Raw genomic sequence first — 23,504 nt, 5'->3', positions numbered from 1 at the left:
ATGGCAGCGTTTACCACAACCCAACCTACGTGTCAAACGGGAATAGGCACCGCCACAGTAACAGCAAGCGGAGGCACCATGCCTTACAGCTATTTGTGGAGTGATGGTCAAACAACAGCCACCGCTGTTAACTTGCCAGCAGGTACCTACAGTGTAACAGTAACGGATGCCAATGGATGTACCGCACAACTTACAGGAATTATCATTAATCAGGGCAGCACGATAACAGCCAATCCATTAACAGGAGTAAATGTATTATGTAATGGAGGTAATAACGGCAGCGCAACTATTAGCGGCATTACCGGAGGTACAGCACCTTACAGCATCAGTTGGAATACGGTACCAGGCCAGGGCACGATGACCGCCACGGGCTTAACGGCTGGGACCTATACAGTAACCGTTACTGATGCACAAGGATGTATATATACGGCAAGTATAGAAATTACAGAACCACTAACCCTGCAACTGCAAGTATCCCTACTGTTGTACCAATCACCTGTACAGGTGGTGGCACAGCAAGTGCTACGGCACAGGGAGCAGGAGGCACTCCGGCTTACACATACCTTTGGAGTGACGGACAAACAGGTGCAACCGCCACAGGACTTGTGCCTGGCGGATATATCGTAACAGTAACAGATGCTAATGGATGCACAGCTACAGCCAGTTTAACCATAACAGCACCGGGTAGTCTGGTATTAAATATTAGTGGAACAAATGTATTATGTAATGGAGGCACGAGTGGTACAGCCACGGTAGTAGCCACCGTAGCCCCATCGCCTTACACGTATTTATGGAGCAATGGACAAACTGATGCTACGGCCACCGGCCTTGCATCAGGCACCTATACGGTAACAGTAACAGACGCATCAGGCTGTGTTGATTCGATAGAAATAGAGATAGTAGAGCCAAGTGCGATGATCACCGGCACGAGCCAGGTGAATGTAAAATGTAATGGCGCCAGCACCGGCAGTGCAGCAATAAATGTAGTAGGCGGAACGCCAGGATATAGCTATGCATGGAGCAATGGCAGCAGCACGAAGAATGTGAGCGGTCTTGCAGCGGGCACGTTTACGGTAACGATTACTGATGCCAATGGATGTACCATCACTGCCAATGTAACGATTACCGAGCCTGCAGCCATCGTAATTACGCCCCACCCAAACGGATGTGGCATGTAATGGCCAGAATACAGGCAGCGCCACAGCAAGCGTAAGCGGAGGCACAGCGCCTTACACGTATGCATGGAGCAACGGACAGAATAGTGCCACGATAAGCGGCCTAACAGCGGGCACCTATACAGTAACGGTAACTGACAACAACGGATGTACTGCAAGCAATGTATATGTACTTACTACTGCAAGCGCAATTGTAGTTAACCCTAGCCAAACGACTATCGCCTGCCACGGAGGCACGAGTGTATTGTTGGTTAGTCCAACAGGAGGCAGCGGCACGTATACGTATAGCTGGAGTCATGATGGTGGCAACACTACCAATACAGCTACCGTAACAGCAGGTGTATATTATGCAACGGTAACGGATAGTGCGGGTTGTAGTGTAACGTATTGCTTTGTAGTCAACCAGCCATCGGCCTTAGCATGTGGCATTACGCAAGTAAATGTAACGTGCAATGGATTAACTACCGGCAGCGCGACTGTAAATGGTACAGGCGGCACAGGACTATACACGTATGCATGGAGCAATGGTCAGACCATGCAAACTGCCACGGGCCTGGGCGCAGGAACGTATACTGCCACGGTAACCGATGGAGCAGGCTGTACGAGCACCTGCACGGTAACGATAACAGAACCTACGGCCTTATCGGTAGGTACGAGCAACACGAATGTAAGTTGTGTAAACCCAACCGGCACAGCCATGGCAGTAGTAGGCGGAGGTACCCCACCATATACCTATTTGTGGAGCAACGGAGCAACCACAAGTGCCATCAGCGGCCTTGCAGCAGGATCATATACAGTAACAGTAAACGATGCTAATGGATGCGGACCGATATCGGCCACGGCAGTTATAGGAGCACCAACTCCGGTAACATGCACAGCCAGCGTTACGCAGAGTATAAGTTGCAGTGGCTATCAGAATGGCCAGGCCACAGTAGTACCCGGAGGCGGCAATGGAGTATATAATGTAATCTGGAACACAGCTCCGGCACAAACCACGCTGACAGCTACGGGCATGGGAGCAGGAACATATACAGTAACCGTATTTGATAGCGATGGCTGCAGCAGCCAGTGCACGGTAACGGTAACAGAGCCGGGTCCGCTCGTTTATAGCTTTAGCACCGGAGGAGCCGTATGTCAGGGTGGAAACAATGGAACAGCAACCATAACTCCGGTAGGAGGTACGCCATACACAGTTGGCAATGCATATGTTTATTTATGGAGCAATGGCCAAACCACGCAAACAGCCACCGGCTTAAGTTCAGGAACAGTATATGTAACCGTAACCGATAGCTTAGGCTGTAGCCTTCAGGCAGCAATTATCCTGACCCAAAGTGCAGCCCTTAACTGCAACACTACCTGCACCCCAACATCTTGTGGTCAGGCATTAGGAACAGCAACGGTAAATGTATTTGGCGGCACCCCACCATATGTATATCAGTGGAGCAATGGCGGCACCAATGGCATCAACACCGGCTTAGTAGCAGGCGTATATACCGTATTAATAACGGATGCCAGTGGATGTACCACCACATGCACAGCAATGGTAGGACAGGCAGCAGCAATCCAGTATAGCTTACAAGTAACCAATGCATTATGTAATGGTGGCAATGGCAGCATCAGCATCACTAACCTGAATGGCGGCAGCGCCCATATGGTTATGTATGGACCAATGCCCTGGCGATACGATCGATAGCTTAAACACGAGCATCACGGCCCTTGCCGGATGGTATTATGTAACGGTAACCGACAGCAATGGCTGCACAAAACTTGATAGCGCTCAAATTACCGAGCCGGCCATCATGGTTGCCACAGCAAGTGGTATCAATGTAAGTTGCAATGGCCAGAGCAATGGCAGTGCCAGTGTAGTAACTACGGGAGGCGTTGCGCCATACAGCTATGCATGGAACAACGGAGCAAGCCAGAGCATGACCGCTAACCTGAGTTGGAACATATACAGTAACGGTAACAGATGTTAACGGATGCATGGCCACGGCCAGCATCGAGATCACGCAGCCGGCAGTATTAGATACGATAAGCACCAGCAGCACCGATGCCAATTGTGGATTGTGCGATGGAACGGGCACAGTGACTATGACAGGAGGCACAGCCCCTTACAGTTATCTGTGGAGCAATGGACAGACCACCCAAACAGGTACCAACTTATGTTCAGGCAACAACTTTGTACAAGTAACCGATGCCAATGGATGTGTAGTAAGTGTATGTGTGAAAGTAGGTGGAGGCACGTTTACGGCAACCCTAAACAGTCCAACGTATGCAGGCGGGGTCAACATCCGTTGCAACGGAGGTCTTGATGGCAGCATAAACCTGACCACCAACCCACAAGGCGCGTATACCTATACCTGGAGTAGCGGAGCAACAACCGAAGACTTGATGGGCGTAGGAGCAGGCACGTATACGGTAACAGTAAGCAATGGAGTATGTACCCAAACGGTAAGCATAACCTTAACGGAGCCGGCAGCATTGACAGCTACAGCCAGTGGCACCAATGTAAACTGGCGGAAATAACAATGGCACGGCTACGGCCGCGGCTATGGGAGGCGTAAGCCCATATAGCTATAGCTGGAGCAATGGTCAACAACGGTAACAGCTACGGGCTTAATGGCAGGCACGTATACGGTGACGGTAACAGACGCAAACGGATGTACGGCCACAGCAAGTTATGTGGTAACAGCACCTGTAAATGGTCTTAACATCACTGAAACGCATGTAAATCCAACATGTAATGGCAGCAGCAATGGCAGCATCAACATAACGGTAACAGGCGGTACCGCCCATATACCTACATATGGACAGGTGGAGCAACTAACGAAGACCGCACAGGCCTTGCAGCAGGATCACATACGGTAACGGTAACAGATGCCAATGGATGTACCATCACCTTGTGTGTAGTGTTAACTCAACCTAGTGCTATTGTATTAAGCCAAAGCTGTACTAATACTACTTGCAATAATGGAAGCAACGGAGCCTCAAGTGTAGCCGCAGCAGGTGGCACTGCGCCATATACCTATGTGTGGAATAACTTTGAAACAACTAGCAGCATAAGCAACTTGCCTGCTGGTACATATACGGTAACAGTAACAGATGCAAACGGTTGCAGCAACAGCAGCAGTTGTGTAATAACAGCACCAACGTCAATTGTTGTAGTTGTTGATAGCACAAGCAATGTAACTAACTATGGAGGTAACAATGAGCAGCATACATAAGCGTAAGCGGTGGTGGTGGCACTTATACATATCAGTGGAATACCATACCGGTAAGGACCACACAGGATGTAATCGGATTAACTGCTGGAACATTCCAGGTAACGGTAACGGATGGCGGAGGATGTTTAACGCAGGCAAGTGTCACCATAACACAACCACCCTATGTGTGTAGTAATGGAAGCCCATTCCATACCGAGTTCCCTAATCCGGTACGTATGGTAACGCGCAGGGATGGACAACACCGGCAGCAGGCAATAACATAGGTACTTACCTGACCAACCACTTCCCGGCCGCATTCCCAGCGAGTTTGGTAGTTGGTGGTGGTTGCGGAGGTAGCCGCACATTAACACTAAGCAGTTCAACCGCAGTACGCAATTTCCTAACCGGCCAACCAGGAACAGGAGGAGCAACAATACTAACTTCCAACCTGAATAATCCTACAAGCACAACGTTTAACAGTTCGTTTGCAGCCTTGGTAGTGAGCTTAAAATGAGCGTTGTATTTGATGCATATGATCCAAACTTTGCACCGTACCAACAGTAACGTTAGGCGACCTGATATATAACACGGCCCCATTTGCAGGAATGACTGTAACGCAAGTATTAAATGAAGCGAACAAGAAATTAGGAGGATGTTCAAGTCCTTACTTAACATCGGCTTGCAGCACAGCGGTATGGAATATACTACGTGCCTGGGCCGGTGGTGCGCAAGGAAGTACTGCAGGTATGCTTACCTGTCCGGCACCACCTAAGATGGCGAGTGGAACATTTGTGAATGAAAATTTAGCTACAGTTTATCCAAATCCGGGCGATGGTATACTAAATATTAGTTGGAATGCTTCGCAAAGCGGAAAGATAAGAATGGCAATATATGACTATGTTGGCAGTATTGTTTTCTTGATAGAAGAACCAGTTTTTGAAGGGAGAAACAATAGGCAATATAATCTCACCCAACTTGCCAATGGCGTATACTTGATTGATTTACAGATTGATGGAATGAGACAAAGTGTGAAATTTATAAAAGACAAGTAGCAGTTTTTTTTAAAAAACCGATAACAATAGCCCGCAGTTTTTGAATTGCGGGCTATTTTATTTTTAAGCAATCTTCCAAAATTGCAATTTTTGCTAATTATTCGATTAGAGGAATCAATATTTGGTCAGAGCCGAAAAAAATTTGATTTGGCTATTAACATTTCATACCTTGTACCCGTATTATATAGATGGAAGTAACTTAGTTACAATATATAGTAGCTAATTATTTCTCATTAACATAGGTATAATTAAACTAGCCAACAATGAAACGAATTCTACTTGTATTTTTTTTATTTGTGCTTTATGAACATTCAAATGCACAACTTACAGTAAATGGAACCGCTACACCAACCGCATTAGTAAATACGATTTTGGGAAATGGAGTTACGATTTCTAATGTAACCTATACCGGTGCAGCCAATGGAAAAGGAACATTTACTGCCACCAATACGAATTTAGGAATGACTTCGGGAATTACATTAAGTTCTGGAAATGCAGTGCAAACCGGGAATGCGGCAGTTTTTGCGAGTGAAAGTACAGGTGGGCAAAATTCTGGAGATCCAGATTTGGATAATATTGTGAACCCACAGCAAACATACGATGCAGCTATATTGGAGTTTGATTTTTCGGTGGCAAGCGATTCTGTTCAGTTTCGATTTGTTTTTGGATCTGAGGAGTATAATGATTATGTAAATACAAGTTTTAACGATGTTTTTGGCTTCTTTATTAGTGGTCCGGGAATAGTGGGAAACAAGAATATAGCCATTATTCCAAACACCCTTATCCCGGTTTCAATCAATAGCGTAAATAACGGAGGTCCTTACCCGGGAGTGTCTTCTGGACCTTGTACCAATTGTGGCTTTTTTGTAGACAATGTTGGAGGAGGAACCATGTATCTGGATGCTTTTACTACAGTTCTTCAGGCAAAATCGGCTGTATATCCTTGCGAAACGTATCATATTAAATTAGCAGTTGCTGATGTAACCGATCACATCTTAAATAGTGCAGTGTTTATTGAAGGAGGAAGTTTTAGTAGTCTTGGGCAAATAAACTTATATGCTAATGGAATGAGTGTAGCTAATAATGATACAGTTTGGGGTTGCCCGGGAGGTGTAGTAAATTTAAATTTAAATGCGGCAAGCAATTATAATTGGAGTACAGGAGCAACAACACAAAGTATTGTTGTAAATGTTCCTCAACTTGGTACAGTGAATCAGTATTCAGCATTTGTTACAAATCCTAATTTCTCCTGTTTCGCATATACCACTACGCTATATGTAGCAGCAGCACCTACGGTAGCAACCATCACACCCAACGGTCCAACCAGTTTATGCCCGGGAGGTAATGTTACCTTGACTGCAAACACAGGGCAAAGCTATATTTGGAGCACAGGTGCAACTACTCAAAACATTTTTGTGACTACCGCTGGTACATATACGGTAACCGTATCAAACGGCCCCGGATGTACTGCATCCAGTAACCCCTTGACCATCACGGTAGGAAGTGCTACTGCCACTATTACGGGACCGACTGCGTTGTGTAATGGGGCTGCAGCCAATTTACAAGCAAACCTGGGACAATCCTATTTGTGGAGTACTGGTTCTACAGATCAAATAGTAAGTGCAAGTTCATCTGGTACGTATACTGTTACTGTTACCCAAGCCGGGGGATGTACAGCCACAGCAAGTGTTACACTTGCTGTCAATGTAAATCCGGTTCCAATAATTGTCGGTCCACAATCTATTTGTCAAGGTGCACCAGCCTCTTTGAATGCCGGTAGTTACACGTCCTATTTATGGAGCAATGGGACAACAACACAAACTTGGTCGCCCTTAGCAACAGGCACATATACTGTAACTGTAACAGACGTAAATGGATGTACCGGTACAGATTCGCATACAATTGCAATTAATCCAAACCCTACACCAACTATCAGCGGACCAACAACTTTTTGTAGTGGAAGTTCTGTCAATCTAAATGCCGGACCAGGTTATGCAACGTATGCATGGAGCAATGGAGCTTCAACCCAAATTCAAAATTTAAATACAAGTGGAACATATACTATTACGGTAACAGACGGGAATGGATGTACAGGTACAAATTCTGTCACTATAATCGCAGTAGCAAATCCTATACCAACCATCAATGGAATTTTTAGCGTTTGTGCCGGCACTCCCGCATCAATGGATGCCGGAGCAGGATATTTATCTTACCTGTGGAGTAATGGAAGTACAGATCAAATACAGAGTCCATCAACAAGCGGAGTTTATACAGTAACAGTTGCTATTAATGGAGGATGTACTGGAACCGCATCAGTAAATATTACCATAAATAATAATCCAACACCGGCAATAGTTGGTAATACTACCATATGTCAGGGGGCAGCAACTTCTTTTAATGCGGGAGCAGGATTTACTGTTTATAACTGGTCTAATGGAAGCACCACACAAGTGCTGAATACAAGCGCAGCTGGAACATATACTGTAACGGTAACAGACGCAAATGGCTGTACGGCAAGTACAACCACAGCCCTGGTGGTTAATCCGTTGCCCTCTCCCTCTATTTCGGGAATATTTTCCATATGTCAGGGAAATAATACCATAATTGATGCTGGTAATGGCTATTCTGCTTATGTATGGAATGCTGGATCAACTTTACAAACACTTAATGTTAATGTTTCAGGAACGTATACTGTAACTGTTACAGATGCAAACGGATGCTCAGCAAGCACTAATCAGGTAGTTACTATAAATGCCTTGCCTCTACCAACCATCACCGGGAACCCTACCATTTGTTCGGGACTCACATCATCTTTGAATGCTGGTGCAGGTTATGCAAGTTATTCATGGTCCAATGGCAACACCAATCAGTCGTTAACAACAAATATGGCTGCTACCTATACGGTTACAGTTACGGATAATAATGGGTGCACGGGAAGCACCAGTGTGCAGGTTATTGTGAATCCAAATCCAGTGCCCCAAATAAATGGCAACACCATTATCTGTCAAGGGCAGTCAAGTAATTTTAATGCTGGTGCAGGCTACACAAGTTATGTATGGTCTAGTGGAGGCAGCACCCAACAGGTTAATGTTGCTAATTCAGGAGTATATACCGTTACTGTAACCGACAATAATGGATGTACAGGAACAGCAAGTCTGGGACTTAATGTAAATCCTGCCCCAACACCAACAATTACAGGTCTTACTTCGATATGTCAGGGCAGCACATCTGTCATAGATGCCGGATTGGGATATGCTTCTTATGTTTGGTATAATGGCAGCAACAGTCAAACCCAGAGCATAAGTACGACAGGAACGTATACCGTTACTGTTACTGATTTGAATGGTTGCACAGCAAGCACTAATATTGCCGTCACGGTTAACGCACTGCCTGTTCCGGTTATCACCGGAAACCTTAGCCTGTGTGCCGGAACGAGTTCCTCTTTAAGTGCGGGAAACGGATATGTTAGTTATCTATGGTCTAATGGAGATTCGGTGCAAACAACTACGGTGTCGGCTGCGGGAGCATACACAGTAACGGTGACAGACGGCAACGGTTGTACCGGAAGCGCATTTACAATAATTATTGTTAATCAAAATCCAACACCGATTATTTCCGGACCAACAGTTATTTGCCAGGGTAATACAGCAACATGGAGCCCCGGGAACTATTCCTCATACCAATGGAGTAACGGAATCACTGCACAGGCTGCAGTATTTGGTGCGTCAGGTACGTATACCGTATTAGTTACTGATGGTAATGGTTGTACGGGAACTGCTGCTCAAACACTTGTGGTGTATCCTACACCCACACCTGCAATAACAGGACTTGCTTCTATTTGCCAGGGAGGTAGTACGATCATTGATGCAGGGACTGGATATATACAGTATCAATGGAGTGGTGGCAGCAATTCCCAGATTGTAACAATAGCTTCTTCGGGGATATATACGGTTACAGTAACAGATATCAATGGCTGTACTGCCAGCACGAGTATAAATATACTTGTAAATCCTTTGCCTTCACCATCTATTACCGGATTGGCGACTGTGTGTAATGGAGATACTTCTCAATTAAATGCGGGAAGCTATAGTCAATACTTATGGAATACGGGTAGTTCTACTCAGGTATATAACGCTACTACCACTGGAACATATACTGTAACTGTTACTGATTTGAATGGCTGTACGGGCACAGGATCATTCGCTGTAGCTGTAAATCCGATTCCTTTGCCGGTGATTAGAGGATTAGATAAGATATGTGACGGCAACACAACTAGCCTGAACGCTGGTAATTATTCATCCTATGTTTGGTCAAATGGAAATACAACTGCTACTCTTACAACTGGCATTGCCGGACAATATTCGGTTATAGTTACGGATGCTAATGGTTGCACTGCAAGTGCGCAACCTTTTACTGTGAGTGTATTATATGCTACAGCTGTTATTACCGCCAATGGACCGCTTGATTTTTGCAAAGGAGGCACGGTCACACTTTCAGCAAATACCGGATTAAGCTATGCATGGTCAAATGGCAGTGTGTCGCAACAGGTAGTTGCCCAAACGTCAGGTACATATATGGTTACTGTTATAAATCAAAATGGATGCACTGCTAAATCAAATCTGGTGACTGTAACAATGCATGATTATCCGGATGCAGCCTTTCTTTATGACAGCACAGTAATTTGCGGAGCATTGCGTGTTCAGTTTGCAATAGCAAATCACCCGGAGTCTGGCTCAACCGTAAAGTGGTATTTTGGAGATGGCACTTATGCCTTTGGTACTAACCCAATGCATGACTATACAAAAGGAGGATTTTATTCAGTTAAGCTGGTAGTAACAACTCCTTATGGATGCGCAGATAGCCTTACAAAGCAAATTAATGTGGAGTATCCAGATGATCCGGTTGCTGATTTTAAAATGAATCCTGATTTGGCAACTTTTTTGAATCCAAAAATTCAGTTTAACGACTTATCGAAGAATGCAGTTGCCTGGTACTGGAATTTTGATGATGGAGAAGGCTCGTTTGAACAAAATCCGTTACATTTTTTCAAGGAATCAGGAACACACACCGTTACACTTACAGTAACCAACATTAGTGGTTGTCAGGATACGCGTGAACAGGAAATTACTATTGCTCCGCTATGGATTCCTAACTCATTTACTCCAAATGGAGATGGCAAGAATGATTTATTTTTTACCAGTAATTACATTGCTAATGTTCAATCGTTCCGAATGGTGATTTATAACCGTTGGGGTGCACCTATTTTCACTTCAGAGTCATTTGAAAATGCCTGGGATGGGCTTGATTTTAATGGAAAGCCTTCCCCTCAAGGCAATTATATATATCGTATCGAAGTAGTTACAGCTGGCGGAAAGGCTCATGAGTTTACCGGCAACATTGATTTGATAAGATAGTTTTACACCTGCCAAGGTAAGAAATACCGTGCATTATTGTTAAATTGGGAATTCGATCTTACCTGTTTGTTCTGATTTCATTACGTTTTGGAAAAATAGTTACTATTCATAAGTTTTTTTTCTCATATTAGTTGCCCTGTTTATAAAATACGATATCGTTTTGTCGATGCAACTCTCTCTTAAAAAAGGAAAATCAAATTTAATAATCCTGCTGGTATTGTTATTAACAAGCACGACAGGGTTAGCACAATTAACGGTTACTGCGGGAGTTACCCCGCAGCAATTAGTTAATAGTATTTTAGGTGGTGGTGTAACAGTAAGTAATGTTACGTATAACGGGAATCCAATTAGTTGCGGAACATTTACTGCTACCGGTTCAAATCTTGGAATGACGGCCGGCATTACGATTAGCACTGGTGATGCCAATCAAACAGGAAATGCAAATGTGTTTGCTGATGATATACTAAATGAACCAGGAGATAATGACCTTGATAATATAGCTTCGCCTACGTACGATGCGGCAATTTTGGAATTTGATTTTGCAGCACCTTCCGACTCGGTAGAATTTAAGTATATATTTAGTTCAGAAGAATACAATGAATATGTAAATACACCTTTCAATGATGTGTTTGCTTTTTTTATTAGCGGTCCCGGTATTGTTGGCTTGCAAAACATAGCATTATTACCAAATACAGCTATTCCGGTTGCAATTAATAATGTAAATAATGGTTTTTCGAATGGCGCCTCTACCGGTCCATGCACCAATTGTGCATACTATATTGATAATGACGGAGGTGCAAGTTTTTATATGGACGGTCTTACAACGGTGCTAAAGGCAAAAGCATACATTACTCCTTGCCTGACTTATCACATTAAAATTGCTATTGCCGATGTAGGGGATGAGAATTATAATAGTGCTGTATTTATAGAAGGAGGAAGTTTTACAAGTTACAGTCAATTAGCATTGTATGTAAACAATGCGGAAGTTCCCGATAATGATACAGTATTTGCTTGCCCTGGTTCTATTGTTACCTTAAGTTTAAATAATTTGAGCAATTATATTTGGAGCACAGGCGCTACAACCCAAACCATAAATGTTGTGGTGCCTCAACTAGGTAGTGTGAATCAATATACCGCTTATGATTCAACGTTGGCTTGTGGCGCAAGTTCGACCAGTGTATATGTAGCCCCTATTGCCAATAACGCCTCTATCAATGCCAATGGCCCATTGAGTTTTTGTCCCGGAGGAAGTGTACAACTTACAACTAACAATGGGCAGTCTTATCTATGGAGTAACGGGGCAACAACGCAAGCGATATTGGTTAATTCGGCTGGAGCATATACTGTAATAGTTACTTATGGGCCGGGCTGCACCGCTCAAAGTCCTCCTGTAAATGTAAGTTTGAATAGTGCAACGGCATCAATTTCGGGTAACACATCAGTTTGCAGTGGAAGCCAGACAAGTTTGCTAGCCAATGCTGGAATAAGTTATATTTGGAGTAATGGTACAACTACACAGTCCTTAACTACAGCAGTTGCAGGAACATATACGGTTACTGTTACTAATAGCAACGGATGCACTGGAACGGCTGTCTCAACAGTTTTATTGAATTCCCTGCCCACACCATTAATAACCGGACCTGCAAATGGATGTTTAGGTACCCCAGTTATATTAAATGGTGGATCGTTTAGCAATTATCTATGGAGTAACGGAGCAACAGCTGCATCAATAAGTGTAAGTGGCTCTTCAAGTTATACCGTTACCGTAACTGATGCAAATGGATGCACGGGCACCGACTCGCATACTATAAACATTAATACAGCAGCCGTTCCTGTAATTTCAGGTCCGCCATCTATATGTAATGGCGGGAGCGCACAGATCTCTTCAAGCCCAGGATTTAGTTCATACCTGTGGAATACCGGAAATACCAGTCCTATTCTAAATTCCAGTGTTGCAGGAACATATACACTCACCGTAACTGACTTGAATGGTTGTACGGCAACAGCATCGTTCAGCTTACAGGTCTTGCCAGTTCCTGTACCTGCAATAACAGGAACCCTCAGTGCTTGTGCAGGCAATACGATTAGTTTGAATGCAGGCGGCACGTATGCAAGTTATCTATGGTCGTCCGGGCAGTCTACCCAATACATTGGCACACAAACACAAGGAATCTATACCGTAACCGTAACGGCATGGAATGGTTGTACGGGCAGCACAACTGCTTCTACAACTATATTGCCTAACCCGATGCCGGGGGTTACCGGCCCGGCAGTAATATGTCAAGGCAATAGTGCAGTGGTACAAGCAAACAGCATCTTTCCGATTTATCAATGGTCGAATGGATTGACTACACAGGCTGTTACTTTAAATTCTACTGGAACGTATACCGTGACCGTAACGGCAACAAACGGATGCACTGCTTCGGTTTCGCATAATTTAATTGTTAACCCCAACCCGTTGCCCTCTATTACAGGGAACGTGGTAATTTGTTTTGGAGACACCACCGTATTAACAGCAACTCCGGGAATGAATCAGTATATATGGAGCAATCAGGCAAGCACTTCTTCAATAAGCACTTCTACATCGGGAACGTATACAGTCACTATTACAGATAGTAATGGATGTAGCGCAACCACTAATATTCCGGTAACCGTAAATCAGTTACCTGTGCCGTTAATAACGGGGCCTACTTCCATTTGCGATGGCCAAGTGGCATCATTGAGCACCGGTGCTTATAGTGCTTATTTATGGTCAACAGGGGCACTTACATCCACAATAAGTGCCACAATGCAAAGTGCATATACCGTTACTGTTAAAGATAATAATGGTTGCACAGCTACTACCTCCTGGTCGCTGATAGTACATCCATTACCCTTGCCATTAATAACTGGCGATACTGCGATATGCGAAGGGCTAAACACAACACTTAGTACCGGAAGCTTTGCAAGCTATCAATGGTCAAACGGAAGTACCAGCCAGACAACAGCAACCAGTAGTGCAGGAGCATATATAGTAACAGTTACTAGCCTTTTTGGGTGTACAAACACATCCGCAGTTTTTAACCTTCAAGTTCTTCAAGCGGTGGCAAACATTACGCCAAGTGGTCCGCTCACATTTTGCAATGGCGAAACGGTTACTTTATCTGCAAATTTGGGCACACAATATTTATGGAGTAATGGCAGCATAAGCCAGTCGGTAGTTATCAGCAACACGTCTAACCTGTATGTAACGGTAGTTAACACAAACGGCTGTACAGACACATCGCAAATTGTACCTGTTGAAGTACTGGAAACACCTGATGCTGCATTTTTGCTGGACAGCAGCCTTATATGCGAAGGATTAAGAGTACAATTTGCTATGATGTATCATCCACTACCGGGTGCCAAGGTGAAGTGGAATTTTGGTAATGGCAAAACGAGTACTGGTACCAACCCACTTATTGATTTTATTCAAAAAGGAAATTATCTGATAACCCTGTCGGTGATAAACCCAAATGGATGCAGCGATGTTGACAGTGTTCTACTAAACGTTGATTTTCCACTTAACCCTGAAGCAGTTTTTGGAACAAACCCTAATATCAATTCATTTTTTGATCCCAAAATTGAGTTTTATGATTTGTCAAAAAATGCCGTAGCATGGTATTGGAACTTTGGAGATGATGAGGCATCGTTTGAACAGAACCCGATACATTATTTTAAAGAAGCTGGAGAGCATAGAGTACAACTGACGGTAACGAATATTATAGGATGTCAGGATACACGGGAAGAAGTAATAATTATTTCACCATTATTTATACCTAACACATTTACGCCAAATGGAGATGGAAGGAATGAAGAGTTTTTTACAAGCAATTATGTTGCTGTGGTGCAATCGTTTAGTATGATAATATATAACCGATGGGGCGGTATCGTTTACGAATGCGATTCATTTAATAAACCATGGGATGGAAACGACTGGGCAGGTAATCCCGCACCACAAGGCACCTATGTTTACAAGATAAATGTGACCACCAAAGGAGGCAAGGCGCACGAGTTTGCAGGAAAAATAAACTTATTAAGGTAGCCTTATCTTATTATTAATTTGCAAAAATGATATAGCTTTGCCACACAAGCCCGGGTGGCGAAATTGGTAGACGCGCAGGTCTCAGAAGCCTGTAGGGTAAAACCTGTAGGAGTTCGACTCTCCTCTCGGGCACTTGAAAAAGAAATTACGACCGTATTTGCTTCTTAATTATTATGCACATCAAAAGCACTCCACCCTTGTGCGCGCAATTGAATTTCTTGATTGCCTCGGTCAACCATATACAAGCCGGTAATAGGTTCTGTAATATGTCCGATAATGCTAATGTCGCTTACACTTTTTATTAATTCATATTGTGATATAGGAGCAGTAAAAAGCAACTCATAATCTTCGCCACCATTAAACGCACAAGTAATAGGGTTTAGGTTGAGTTCTTCGGCAAGCTCTGCCGCTTTCACGTCAATTGGAATTTTTTCTTCGTACACGCGGCAACCCACATTTGATTGCTTGCAAAGGTGAAACAACTCAGAGGCAAGGCCATCGCTGATATCAATCATAGAGGATGGGTGAATACCTACCTCACCAAATTTTTGAATGATATCAATCCTGGCTTCGGGTTTTAATTGGCGCTCCAGACAATAATCGTTCCCGCTTAGGTCGGGTTGAATTTTAGGGTTTTCGAGAAAAATTTGTTTCTCCCGTTTTAATAATTGTAAACCAAGATAAGCTGCTCCTACATCACCTGTTACACAGATTAAGTCTTTTTCAGCGGCTCCATGACGATAAATTATTTTCTCTTTTTTACATTGACCAATGGCAGTAATACTTATAGTTAAGCCACCTGCAGAACTTACCGTGTCTCCTCCTACAATATCAACTTTATAACGCTCGCAGGCAAGCATCATTCCCGCATATAATTCTTCAACTGCCTCTACCGAAAAGCGATTGCTGATTGCAAAGCTTACAGTTATTGCCAAAGGTGTAGCATTCATAGCACATAAGTCCGAAATATTTATGGCAACTGCTTTGTAGCCCAAGTGTCTTAGTGGAGTATAACTCAAGTCGAAGTGAATACCCTCCGTTAACATGTCGGTTGTAATTACTGTTTCAGAAGTTTTTAAATCAAGCACTGCAGCATCATCTCCAATTCCCTTGATTACTTCTTTGTTATATAGTTGAACAGATTTAGCCAGCAGTTCTATTAGTCCAAATTCGCCAAGCGAGCTTAATTCGGTTCGATTATCAGTATTTTCAAACATGGAGCAAAGTTAATAATAGTTAGCCCATGATTATTATTTTTATTCATAATCAAAACGTATGGACCTCCGTCTTTATTAATATAAAATTAGTCTAATTGCAGGGGCTGGAATTATTTTTCCTCGCCTTCAAAAAGTTCCTTTTCATCAACCACTTCAATGTCATCTCCATTTTCAAGAAGCTTTGAAATGGTGACATAGGGTTTGGTGATTACTTTTTCTTTGCCTGTTAAGCCTGATTTTATTTCAATATAATTATTGTCTTGTATTCCGGTTTTTACCAAGACACGCTCAGCCTTATTTTCTTTAATGATATAGATACACTCAACAATATTTTTTTCATCATCGGTAGAAGATGAATTGTCATTTTCTTTTTTCTTATCCTTATTATCGTTTCCAATTTTTACAGAGAATTTTTTAGAATCTACTTTTTTATCCTTAGTGGTATCGCGTGTGGTAACACATTGTATAGGTACAGATAATACATCAAGGACCTTGGTAGTTCTGACATCTACCGAAGCCGACATGCCTGGTCTAAATGGGCTCATATCTGGATTGTCTTTTGGAATCAAGTCCTCGTAGGATGAGCGTAGAATGCGAATCTTTACCGTATAATTAGTAACCTGATCGGTACTTTGTGTAAGCATGTTGGAGGTGGCTGTATTCGCAATTTCTGTAACGATACCTGTAAACGTTCGGTCGTTGTATGCGTCTATTTCTATTTCAGCAGTATCATTAAGGTGCACTCGTATAATGTCAGACTCGCTTACATCTGCAACTACTTCCATTTCATTTAGATTTGCAAGGCGCATAATTTCGGTACCATCCATCATATTGGTTCCCACAACACGTTCACCTTTACGTTTACTAAGCGATGAAATGGTTCCATCTACAGGAGCATAGATGGCTGTTTTATTTAAGTTTTCCTGCGCCTGTTTTACTGTAGCGTTGGCACTTTCAATTCCAAATGCACTTCCACGTATATTTTGATTGGCAGCATCCACTTCGGCCTTGGCAACTTCGTAAGCAGAACGTGAGGTTTCAAAATCCTGTTGTGATATTACTTTGTCATCATATAATTGCTTGGCTCGGTTATATGCAGTTTTGGCTCTTTCGGCTTGAGACTGTGCCTGCTCCAGACGCGACTTGCTTCCTGCCAATCCGCTTATGCTTGTATTAAGTGATGCACGCGCACGATCCAAATCGCTAGCATAGATATCTGGTTTTATCTTTGCCAGTAAATCTCCTTTTTTTACAACCTGTCCTTCTTTAATAGCAAGATCAACAATCTCTCCCGATACATCTGAACTTATTTTCAATTCGGTTTCTGGTTGCACTTTTCCACTAGCCGATACCAGTTGTACAATTGTTCTGCGTTCTACTTCTGCTACCGCAACTTTCTTTTTGCCACTATCTCCAATCCATCCTGATTTTTTGGCTATCACAGCTGTAAGTAATACCACTACAACTATGATTCCTAATATCATCCATTTGTTTTTCATACGATTGTGCTATTATATATAGTTAAAGAGTTAGTTTGTTTCCGTTATAAAATTCCAGAACTTTGATTTTAAAAATCAAATCGAACCGCGCCTGGAGCAATTCTGAATCTGCACGTGCAAGATTGTTTTTTGCATTCAAAAAATCGAGCGAAGTTGCCAGGCCGGCTATAAATCTCTTATCTGCATAGTTATAGGCAAGCTTGTTAGCATTGGCAGATTTTTGTGCTGCATCATAACGCGATTGAGCTGCTTTTACATCTGTAACAGCTTGTTGTATATTTTTAAAAAGATTATTCTGAACTGTAGTAAGATTTAGCTCCGATTGCTTTACACTTAATTTTGCTCGTTTGATACTATTTTGTGTGCTCAACCCATTAAAAATAGGTAACTGTAAACTAAAACCAAACGACTTGTTAAAGTTTTGATCGAATTGATTGGATATGGAAACACCTTTTAATTTGACATCAAAATCGGGACTAAGAACAAGGTCGCCAGTTGAGGTAACATCACCATTTGGCAAAAACCCTTTGAGCAACGGAGTGCCATCTAAGGCGCGTAAGGCACTCGAATAACCAGTACCAAGAGCCCCAAACATACTTATTTGTGGCGACAATCTTCCTACTGCAATGGCAGTGCCTTTGCGGGCACTAAGCACTCGAGTTTCTGCACTTTGCACATCGGGTTGAACTCGCAAAGCATTTATATAGATTTGTTGTGCCGTGTAATTTGCGATCGATTGGTCGGGCAGAGCAAGATCAGGAACAATGATATTAAATTCTGTTTCTGCACTATCCAGATTCATCAATTGCCGTAATGTTAACAGTGACTGTATTACCTGGTTGCCTGCATTTAATACTGCCAACTCTTCGGTAGCTACTTGCGCATTTATATCATACAAACTACCCTCAGGCAAAACTCCCGCAAGTACTTGCTTCTTAATAAATTCCTCTTGTTTCGAAGAGGATTGTAAGCGCAATTCGGTTGCCTTTTTTTGCTCCATAGCAAAAAGCGATTGTAAGTATGCTGTGGCCACTGCCAACGATATATCGTTAATTACCTTTTCCAAATCTTGTTTGCCGGCTTTATAATCAAGTTTGCTTTGGGCAATTGCATTTTGCAATTGCAACCCATTAAAGAGGGTGAGTCCTGCATTGATATTTAGCTGCATGGAATTTATTTCCTGCGTTGTAAATTGATTTGTAAAGGGATCTACTGTTCGACCAAAATTATTGTTCTGACCTGCCTGTCCGTTAACGGTAGGCAGCAGGTTAAATTTATTTTGCTTTAATTGCAGATGTGTTAGTTCAGCGTTAAGGGCAGATTGCTGTATGGTCAAATTATTATTTAGTGCATATTCTATGCATTCTTTCAAACTCCATTTTTGCGCTTGCGCAAAAACTATGGATAGTAAGAAAAAAACTATGGTCAGCTTTAGTGATTTCATTAGAAAAATTTTGAATATGGTGGATAAAAGTATGCAAATCTGCAAACTCCATCGCTACCTTTGTTAAAGTATTAGAATCTAACTCGTTAATATTGTTACAAAGATAAAATATAAGATGCCAAAGTCACCTATCAAAGAGCTTGTTATTGCAGATTTAGTAAAGCCTGAATTGCTGCAGCATATTGAAGCATGCGAAAAAACCAGGCCAGGGTCCATTTATACTCCCGTGTCTATGTTGCTATATACCGGCAGTAGCGCAGTTTTAGGAGCTGTAAGTATACTTATATACAAGCATTTTGAGCAGATAGGCCATCTGGCACTACTAATTGCATTGTTTTCTATGTGTTTAATGGGTTTGTTTATTTGTTTTGTAAAGCGGACAAAGTATGAAACCACTTTATGGTATGATTATTTGCTTTCGTCAAGTGCAGTGCTGTTGTCTATTGCAGTAGCTTATATGCAATATCAATTTGGAGTGTTTGGAAATTTGCATTGGATGGCTTTCCTGGTACCGGCATTTTTTCAAGCAATACTTGCATATTATTTTGATGATGTTGCAGTGCTCTGCATTGCTATATCAAACGTTGCAGCTTCTATCGGAATTAAATTTGTACTGGTAACAGGTTACCTCTTATTTCCGTTTCAGCACGAAGCGGTTTTTTACAGCGCTATTGCTCTTGGTTTGGGTTTGTTTGTAACAGGTTATTTCCATCATCGAAAACTTTTCTTTGCTCATTTTTCTTTTTCATATTACACCTTTGGTTTTCACCTGGTATCCATATCGCTTATAGCGTTAAGCAATTTAAGCCTGCATTTGCTTTGGTTCCTAATCCTGTTAGCTGTTTTGTATTTTTCGTTTCGCCTAGCTTTACAGTTAAAATCTTTTGTCATGTATGTATTTGTTGTACTATATGCCTATGCAGGCACAACCTTTATTATCGTAAATACCACTGGATTTGGATCGGGCTATTTTGCCATGATATATTTTATTGCCACGGCTATCATGGCCATCAAATACATTCGCCATTACAGGCATAAATTTGACATCAAATGAAACTTTACGATAAGATAAAAATCCGCAATACGATATTGCTGGAATATGTGAATGAATGGAAGCAGAATGAGTGGATATCTGATACAGCATTTGTTGAAACCTATCAAAAACTTGTGCCTAATTACAAAAAAACGATTTGGTCGGTGCGTATAGGATTGTTTTTGCTTGCGGCTATTTTGGTTGCGGCTGTTTTTGGCTTAGCTGCACTTTTTTTAGACGCCTTCAGCGAAAATGCTCTGCGAATTTTGTGTTTGGTCTTTGGCATGTTGGGGTTGGCTTCGTCTATTTATTTTATCAGAGAAAAGGAGTATTTTAAAAATGGTATTGATCATGGTTTGTTGTATGGTAATTTATTCATTTTTTGCGTTGGAATAACCTTGTTGTTAACAGGCAATTTTAACAGCTCTGGTGCGGTTTCATTTATATTTTTTATCAATTTTTTAATTGTGCTTGTAGGCGCATTTTATACCATCGATTGGCTACTTGTGCTTGTAGCTTTTGCTTTATTGGGAGCAAGTATGTTAACTATATTAGTGGAAATTCCGGGAGCTTTTTTTACGGCATTCTTTTATTTTTCAATTGCTGTCTTGTTCTTTTGCTATGAATGGGTAATTCCTAAAATTTTTGAAAAAAGCAGTATAATCTATGCTGACTCGGCTGCGGCAAGCCGTGCGGCCTTAGTAGCCATGATTACCTTTGGGTTGAATGTTTTTATACAAGATACGTTGCTAAATGAAAAAGCAAGTACACAAGTCTTGATGCCTAAGATATGGAACATGTTAGGTGTCCTTTTCATGTTTGCCTGGCCTGTTTATGTTATCTGGCGACATATGATACGTAGAGATATTTTGCTTGTTGTGATGGGCTTGCTTTCGCTGGTTGTGGCTTTTTTAACCATGGCCCTATACGTTTGGAATTGGGAGTACGAATGGGTATTGCTTGCTTCGGGTATTTTATGCTTGCTGCTTGCAGCGGCTGGGTTTCTGTTGTCAAAAAACAAACCGGATACCTATTCGCTGGAGCAAACGCAAAATGATTTTACCAAGATTAATCAACTCATATCCACCATGCTGATGATACAAACTGCAACTAATTCAGGTGTACAGCCCCAACAGAACAAAACCGAATTTGGAGGGGGTGAATTTGGCGGAGCCGGAGCACAAGGAGATATTTGATTTTTTTAGTTAACATTCCTGTAATTAAAAAAAAGTATCTATTTTTATAAAATCCTTAAATAATAAATATTTTTGAAACCCCTTTCCGGGTTTTGAAACCACTGAAAACAATATCTTTAAATCAATTTTAAGTATGAAGCAAATTACGTTTTTATTTTTTCTGATGCTACTATATAAAACAAACGCTCAGAATGCCACAAATACCTGGTATTATGGTGGTAATGCAGGATGCGAGTTTAGTAGCGGCTCTCCTGTAGTTCTTAATAACGGTGCCATGAACACCAACGAAGGATGTATTACCCAAAGTGATGCGTTTGGTAATCTTTTATTTTATAGCGATGGCATAACGGTGTACAACGCAAATCATGTTGCTATGCCCAATGGTACCGGACTGTTTGGAGGTTTTAGTGCTTCGCAGTCATGTGTGGTAGTTCCTGATCCCGGCAATACATTGCGATATTATATTTTTACGATACCCGATGTTGGAGGCCCCTCAGGTCTTACTTACAGCCTTATTGATATGACCCTAAATGGAGGTCTGGGAGATATAATGACAAAAAATGTCACCGTACAGGCAGGCTCATTTGCCGAAAAACTACATGGTGTTTATATACCTGGCAGCAAGAATGCTTGGGTAATGGTACAACTTAACAATAGCAATACTTACGTTAAAGTACAAGTTACATCTGCAGGAGTGGGATTGCCCCAATCGCAAACTATTGGCAGTGTGCATCCTTTTGCAGTAGGATGTTTAAAATTTTCGCACGATGGAAAAAAAGTTGCTGTAGCTGATTATGCAAATGATGCATTCGAATTATTTGACTTCGATTCTCAAACAGGCACATTAAGCAACCCGGCCAAATATACCTTCCCATTTAATTTTCCAACGTATGGATTTGAGTTTTCAGAAAAAGGCAGGTATCTATATGTGGGAAACGTAGATGTAATACCCGGCCTTGCCTATCAATATGATATGATCTCAGGAGTTAACTCAACAATTATTACAACCGGTGTTCAGGTATTAAGTGTGCAAAATTATATCGGACAGTTACAATTGGCCCCCAATGGCAAAATCTATACTCCATCGTGGTCAAACAATTTTTTGAGTGTAATTAATGCCCCTGATTCGGCAGGTACTGCTTGCAATGGCGTGGCCAATGCATTTAGTACAAACAATACAGTTTACTTGGGCATGCCCCAATGGATAGCTGGCACATTAGGCTCACCCTTGCTATACGAAAATTTTTGTTTTGGCGATACTACAAAGTTTGCCGTTGCCGATTCATTGTCTGTAGTAGCAGTGTCGTGGGACTTTGGCGATCCTTCTACCGGGCCTAACAATACTAGTTATATCTATCAGCCTTATCATATATTTTCGGCACCGGGCACCTATAATGTACAAGTAGTTATGGTATATTTTAATTCTAGTGTTGATACTATTAACATTCAAATAGATATTACGGTATGCAATCAGGTAGTTGCTGCATTAGCTGCAAGCGATACTTCGTTTTGCGATAAAAATTGTATCGACTTTTTTGATCAATCACAATTTGCACCTAATTCGTGGCAGTGGACTTTTACCGGGGCTTCACCATCTTCATCAACCGATCAAAATCCAACCGGAATATGCTACAATAATTATGGCAGCTTTGATGTACAACTTATAGCCTGCAATGCTGCAGGGTGCGATACGGTTTGGCTTCCTGCGTTTATTACCGAATTTCAATTGCCTGCTACTCCTGTTATTACGCTCAATGGCAATACCCTTACCAGCACTGTTGCATATGCTTATCAATGGTTTATTGTTGGCGACACTTCTGTGTATGGAACTTCGCAATCATTTACGCCCACTGTTAGCGGAAATTATTATGTACTCATTAGCGATAGTAACGGATGCCAGGTGCCAAGCAATGTTATAGGTTTTTATCTTTATGTATCTGAAATTACAGATGAAAACATTCAATATTCGTTTAATCCACAAAGTGGCTTACTGCAATTTACGCTTAGCCAGTTACAACAGAATAATAAAATAACGTACACCGTATATGATGCTAAAGGAGCCATCGTGGATCACAATGCACTGTCGGGCGCGCAACATAATTCCCTTATGCTCAATTTTGCCTCCGGCATATATGCCGTGCAGTTAGTAGGCGAGCATTTTTTAGGCACCATTAGAGTAGTCAAACAATAACCAAATAACAATATATC

Annotated in this window: 17 protein-coding genes, 1 tRNA gene and 2 pseudogenes; 17 read left to right on the top strand and 3 right to left on the bottom strand. The window is 42.0% G+C overall.

The window, feature by feature from the left end:
• From IPO27_06360 to IPO27_06295, 14 genes and pseudogenes are all read left to right on the top strand, one after another.
• Positions 1 to 174: pseudogene (locus IPO27_06360) on the top strand (hypothetical protein).
• Positions 175 to 416: 242 nt separating this feature from the next.
• Positions 417 to 1,178: a SprB repeat-containing protein gene (locus tag IPO27_06355; protein MBK8846206.1), complete on the top strand. Its 762-nt coding sequence runs from the start codon at positions 417 to 419 to the stop codon at positions 1,176 to 1,178.
• Positions 1,168 to 2,868: a SprB repeat-containing protein gene (locus IPO27_06350; protein MBK8846205.1), complete on the top strand. Its 1,701-nt coding sequence runs from the start codon at positions 1,168 to 1,170 to the stop codon at positions 2,866 to 2,868. Before IPO27_06355 ends, IPO27_06350 begins: the two co-directional genes overlap by 11 nt.
• Complete coding sequence (locus IPO27_06345) at positions 2,837 to 3,151, top strand: SprB repeat-containing protein (GenBank protein MBK8846204.1); 315 nt, start codon at positions 2,837 to 2,839, stop codon at positions 3,149 to 3,151. The genes IPO27_06350 and IPO27_06345 overlap by 32 nt, the downstream gene beginning before the upstream one ends.
• Positions 3,152 to 3,158: 7 nt before the next feature.
• Positions 3,159 to 3,701 carry a hypothetical protein gene (locus tag IPO27_06340; protein MBK8846203.1) on the top strand — a complete coding sequence of 181 codons (543 nt, stop codon included), beginning with the start codon at positions 3,159 to 3,161 and terminating at the stop codon, positions 3,699 to 3,701.
• Positions 3,694 to 3,780, top strand: a pseudogene (locus tag IPO27_06335) (hypothetical protein). The gene IPO27_06340 and the pseudogene IPO27_06335 overlap by 8 nt, the downstream one beginning before the upstream one ends.
• 14 nt (positions 3,781 to 3,794) lie before the next feature.
• Positions 3,795 to 4,043: a SprB repeat-containing protein gene (locus IPO27_06330; protein MBK8846202.1), complete on the top strand. Its 249-nt coding sequence runs from the start codon at positions 3,795 to 3,797 to the stop codon at positions 4,041 to 4,043.
• A gap of 41 nt (positions 4,044 to 4,084) precedes the next feature.
• Positions 4,085 to 4,399, top strand: a complete 315-nt coding sequence (locus tag IPO27_06325; GenBank protein MBK8846201.1) for a SprB repeat-containing protein — start codon at positions 4,085 to 4,087, stop codon at positions 4,397 to 4,399.
• Positions 4,383 to 4,571 carry a hypothetical protein gene (locus IPO27_06320; protein ID MBK8846200.1) on the top strand — a complete coding sequence of 63 codons (189 nt, stop codon included), beginning with the start codon at positions 4,383 to 4,385 and terminating at the stop codon, positions 4,569 to 4,571. Before IPO27_06325 ends, IPO27_06320 begins: the two co-directional genes overlap by 17 nt.
• A gap of 135 nt (positions 4,572 to 4,706) precedes the next feature.
• Positions 4,707 to 4,892, top strand: a complete 186-nt coding sequence (locus IPO27_06315; GenBank protein MBK8846199.1) for a hypothetical protein — start codon at positions 4,707 to 4,709, stop codon at positions 4,890 to 4,892.
• Positions 4,893 to 4,983: 91 nt separating this feature from the next.
• The gene (locus IPO27_06310; GenBank protein MBK8846198.1) at positions 4,984 to 5,430 is read left to right on the top strand and encodes a T9SS type A sorting domain-containing protein; all 447 of its coding nucleotides are present in this window, start codon (positions 4,984 to 4,986) and stop codon (positions 5,428 to 5,430) included.
• A gap of 263 nt (positions 5,431 to 5,693) precedes the next feature.
• The gene (locus IPO27_06305) at positions 5,694 to 10,844 is read left to right on the top strand and encodes a choice-of-anchor L domain-containing protein (GenBank protein MBK8846197.1); all 5,151 of its coding nucleotides are present in this window, start codon (positions 5,694 to 5,696) and stop codon (positions 10,842 to 10,844) included.
• 166 nt (positions 10,845 to 11,010) lie between these two features.
• A complete protein-coding gene (locus IPO27_06300) occupies positions 11,011 to 14,907 on the top strand; it encodes a choice-of-anchor L domain-containing protein (GenBank protein MBK8846196.1) in 3,897 nt (1,298 codons plus the stop codon).
• Positions 14,908 to 14,955: 48 nt separating this feature from the next.
• A tRNA-Leu gene (locus IPO27_06295) sits at positions 14,956 to 15,039 on the top strand.
• 32 nt (positions 15,040 to 15,071) lie between these two features.
• On the opposite strand, the gene thiL is transcribed toward IPO27_06295, so the two are convergent.
• The 3 genes from thiL to IPO27_06280 form a co-directional block, all read right to left on the bottom strand.
• Positions 15,072 to 16,124 (bottom strand): thiamine-phosphate kinase, encoded by a 1,053-nt coding sequence (gene thiL, locus IPO27_06290; GenBank protein ID MBK8846195.1) that lies wholly within the window; start codon positions 16,122 to 16,124, stop codon positions 15,072 to 15,074.
• A 110-nt stretch (positions 16,125 to 16,234) separates the two neighbouring features.
• On the bottom strand, positions 16,235 to 17,623 hold the full coding sequence (locus IPO27_06285) for an efflux RND transporter periplasmic adaptor subunit (protein ID MBK8846194.1): 1,389 nt from the start codon (positions 17,621 to 17,623) through the stop codon (positions 16,235 to 16,237).
• Between the two features lie 22 nt (positions 17,624 to 17,645).
• On the bottom strand, positions 17,646 to 19,067 hold the full coding sequence (locus tag IPO27_06280) for a TolC family protein (GenBank protein ID MBK8846193.1): 1,422 nt from the start codon (positions 19,065 to 19,067) through the stop codon (positions 17,646 to 17,648).
• A 115-nt stretch (positions 19,068 to 19,182) separates the two neighbouring features.
• Between IPO27_06280 and IPO27_06275 the strand changes: the two genes are divergently transcribed.
• From IPO27_06275 to IPO27_06265, 3 genes are all read left to right on the top strand, one after another.
• Complete coding sequence (locus tag IPO27_06275; GenBank protein ID MBK8846192.1) at positions 19,183 to 20,121, top strand: DUF2157 domain-containing protein; 939 nt, start codon at positions 19,183 to 19,185, stop codon at positions 20,119 to 20,121.
• A complete protein-coding gene (locus IPO27_06270) occupies positions 20,118 to 21,296 on the top strand; it encodes a hypothetical protein (protein MBK8846191.1) in 1,179 nt (392 codons plus the stop codon). Before IPO27_06275 ends, IPO27_06270 begins: the two co-directional genes overlap by 4 nt.
• Positions 21,297 to 21,429: 133 nt before the next feature.
• The gene (locus IPO27_06265; protein MBK8846190.1) at positions 21,430 to 23,487 is read left to right on the top strand and encodes a T9SS type A sorting domain-containing protein; all 2,058 of its coding nucleotides are present in this window, start codon (positions 21,430 to 21,432) and stop codon (positions 23,485 to 23,487) included.
• The last annotated feature ends 17 nt before the right edge of the window (positions 23,488 to 23,504 follow it).

Source organism: Bacteroidota bacterium (genome assembly GCA_016714535.1).
In the GTDB taxonomy this organism is placed as follows: Bacteria; Bacteroidota; Bacteroidia; order AKYH767-A; family OLB10; genus JADKFV01.
This window is presented reverse-complemented; position numbering and strand designations above follow the sequence as displayed.

What these genes read in the sequence shown, in the direction of transcription:
- IPO27_06345 (MBK8846204.1), top strand. Translation starts at nt 2,837, where the DNA reads ATGGACCAATGCCCTGGCGATACGATCGATAGCTTAAACACGAGCATC.
- IPO27_06320 (MBK8846200.1), top strand. Translation starts at nt 4,383, where the DNA reads ATGAGCAGCATACATAAGCGTAAGCGGTGGTGGTGGCACTTATACATA.
- IPO27_06280 (MBK8846193.1), bottom strand. Translation starts at nt 19,067, where the DNA reads ATGAAATCACTAAAGCTGACCATAGTTTTTTTCTTACTATCCATAGTT.
- IPO27_06300 (MBK8846196.1), top strand. Translation starts at nt 11,011, where the DNA reads ATGCAACTCTCTCTTAAAAAAGGAAAATCAAATTTAATAATCCTGCTG.
- IPO27_06330 (MBK8846202.1), top strand. Translation starts at nt 3,795, where the DNA reads ATGGCAGGCACGTATACGGTGACGGTAACAGACGCAAACGGATGTACG.
- IPO27_06270 (MBK8846191.1), top strand. Translation starts at nt 20,118, where the DNA reads ATGAAACTTTACGATAAGATAAAAATCCGCAATACGATATTGCTGGAA.
- IPO27_06285 (MBK8846194.1), bottom strand. Translation starts at nt 17,623, where the DNA reads ATGAAAAACAAATGGATGATATTAGGAATCATAGTTGTAGTGGTATTA.
- IPO27_06275 (MBK8846192.1), top strand. Translation starts at nt 19,183, where the DNA reads ATGCCAAAGTCACCTATCAAAGAGCTTGTTATTGCAGATTTAGTAAAG.
- IPO27_06305 (MBK8846197.1), top strand. Translation starts at nt 5,694, where the DNA reads ATGAAACGAATTCTACTTGTATTTTTTTTATTTGTGCTTTATGAACAT.
- IPO27_06265 (MBK8846190.1), top strand. Translation starts at nt 21,430, where the DNA reads ATGAAGCAAATTACGTTTTTATTTTTTCTGATGCTACTATATAAAACA.
- thiL (MBK8846195.1), bottom strand. Translation starts at nt 16,124, where the DNA reads ATGTTTGAAAATACTGATAATCGAACCGAATTAAGCTCGCTTGGCGAA.
- IPO27_06355 (MBK8846206.1), top strand. Translation starts at nt 417, where the DNA reads ATGTATATATACGGCAAGTATAGAAATTACAGAACCACTAACCCTGCA.
- IPO27_06310 (MBK8846198.1), top strand. Translation starts at nt 4,984, where the DNA reads ATGACTGTAACGCAAGTATTAAATGAAGCGAACAAGAAATTAGGAGGA.
- IPO27_06340 (MBK8846203.1), top strand. Translation starts at nt 3,159, where the DNA reads ATGGCCACGGCCAGCATCGAGATCACGCAGCCGGCAGTATTAGATACG.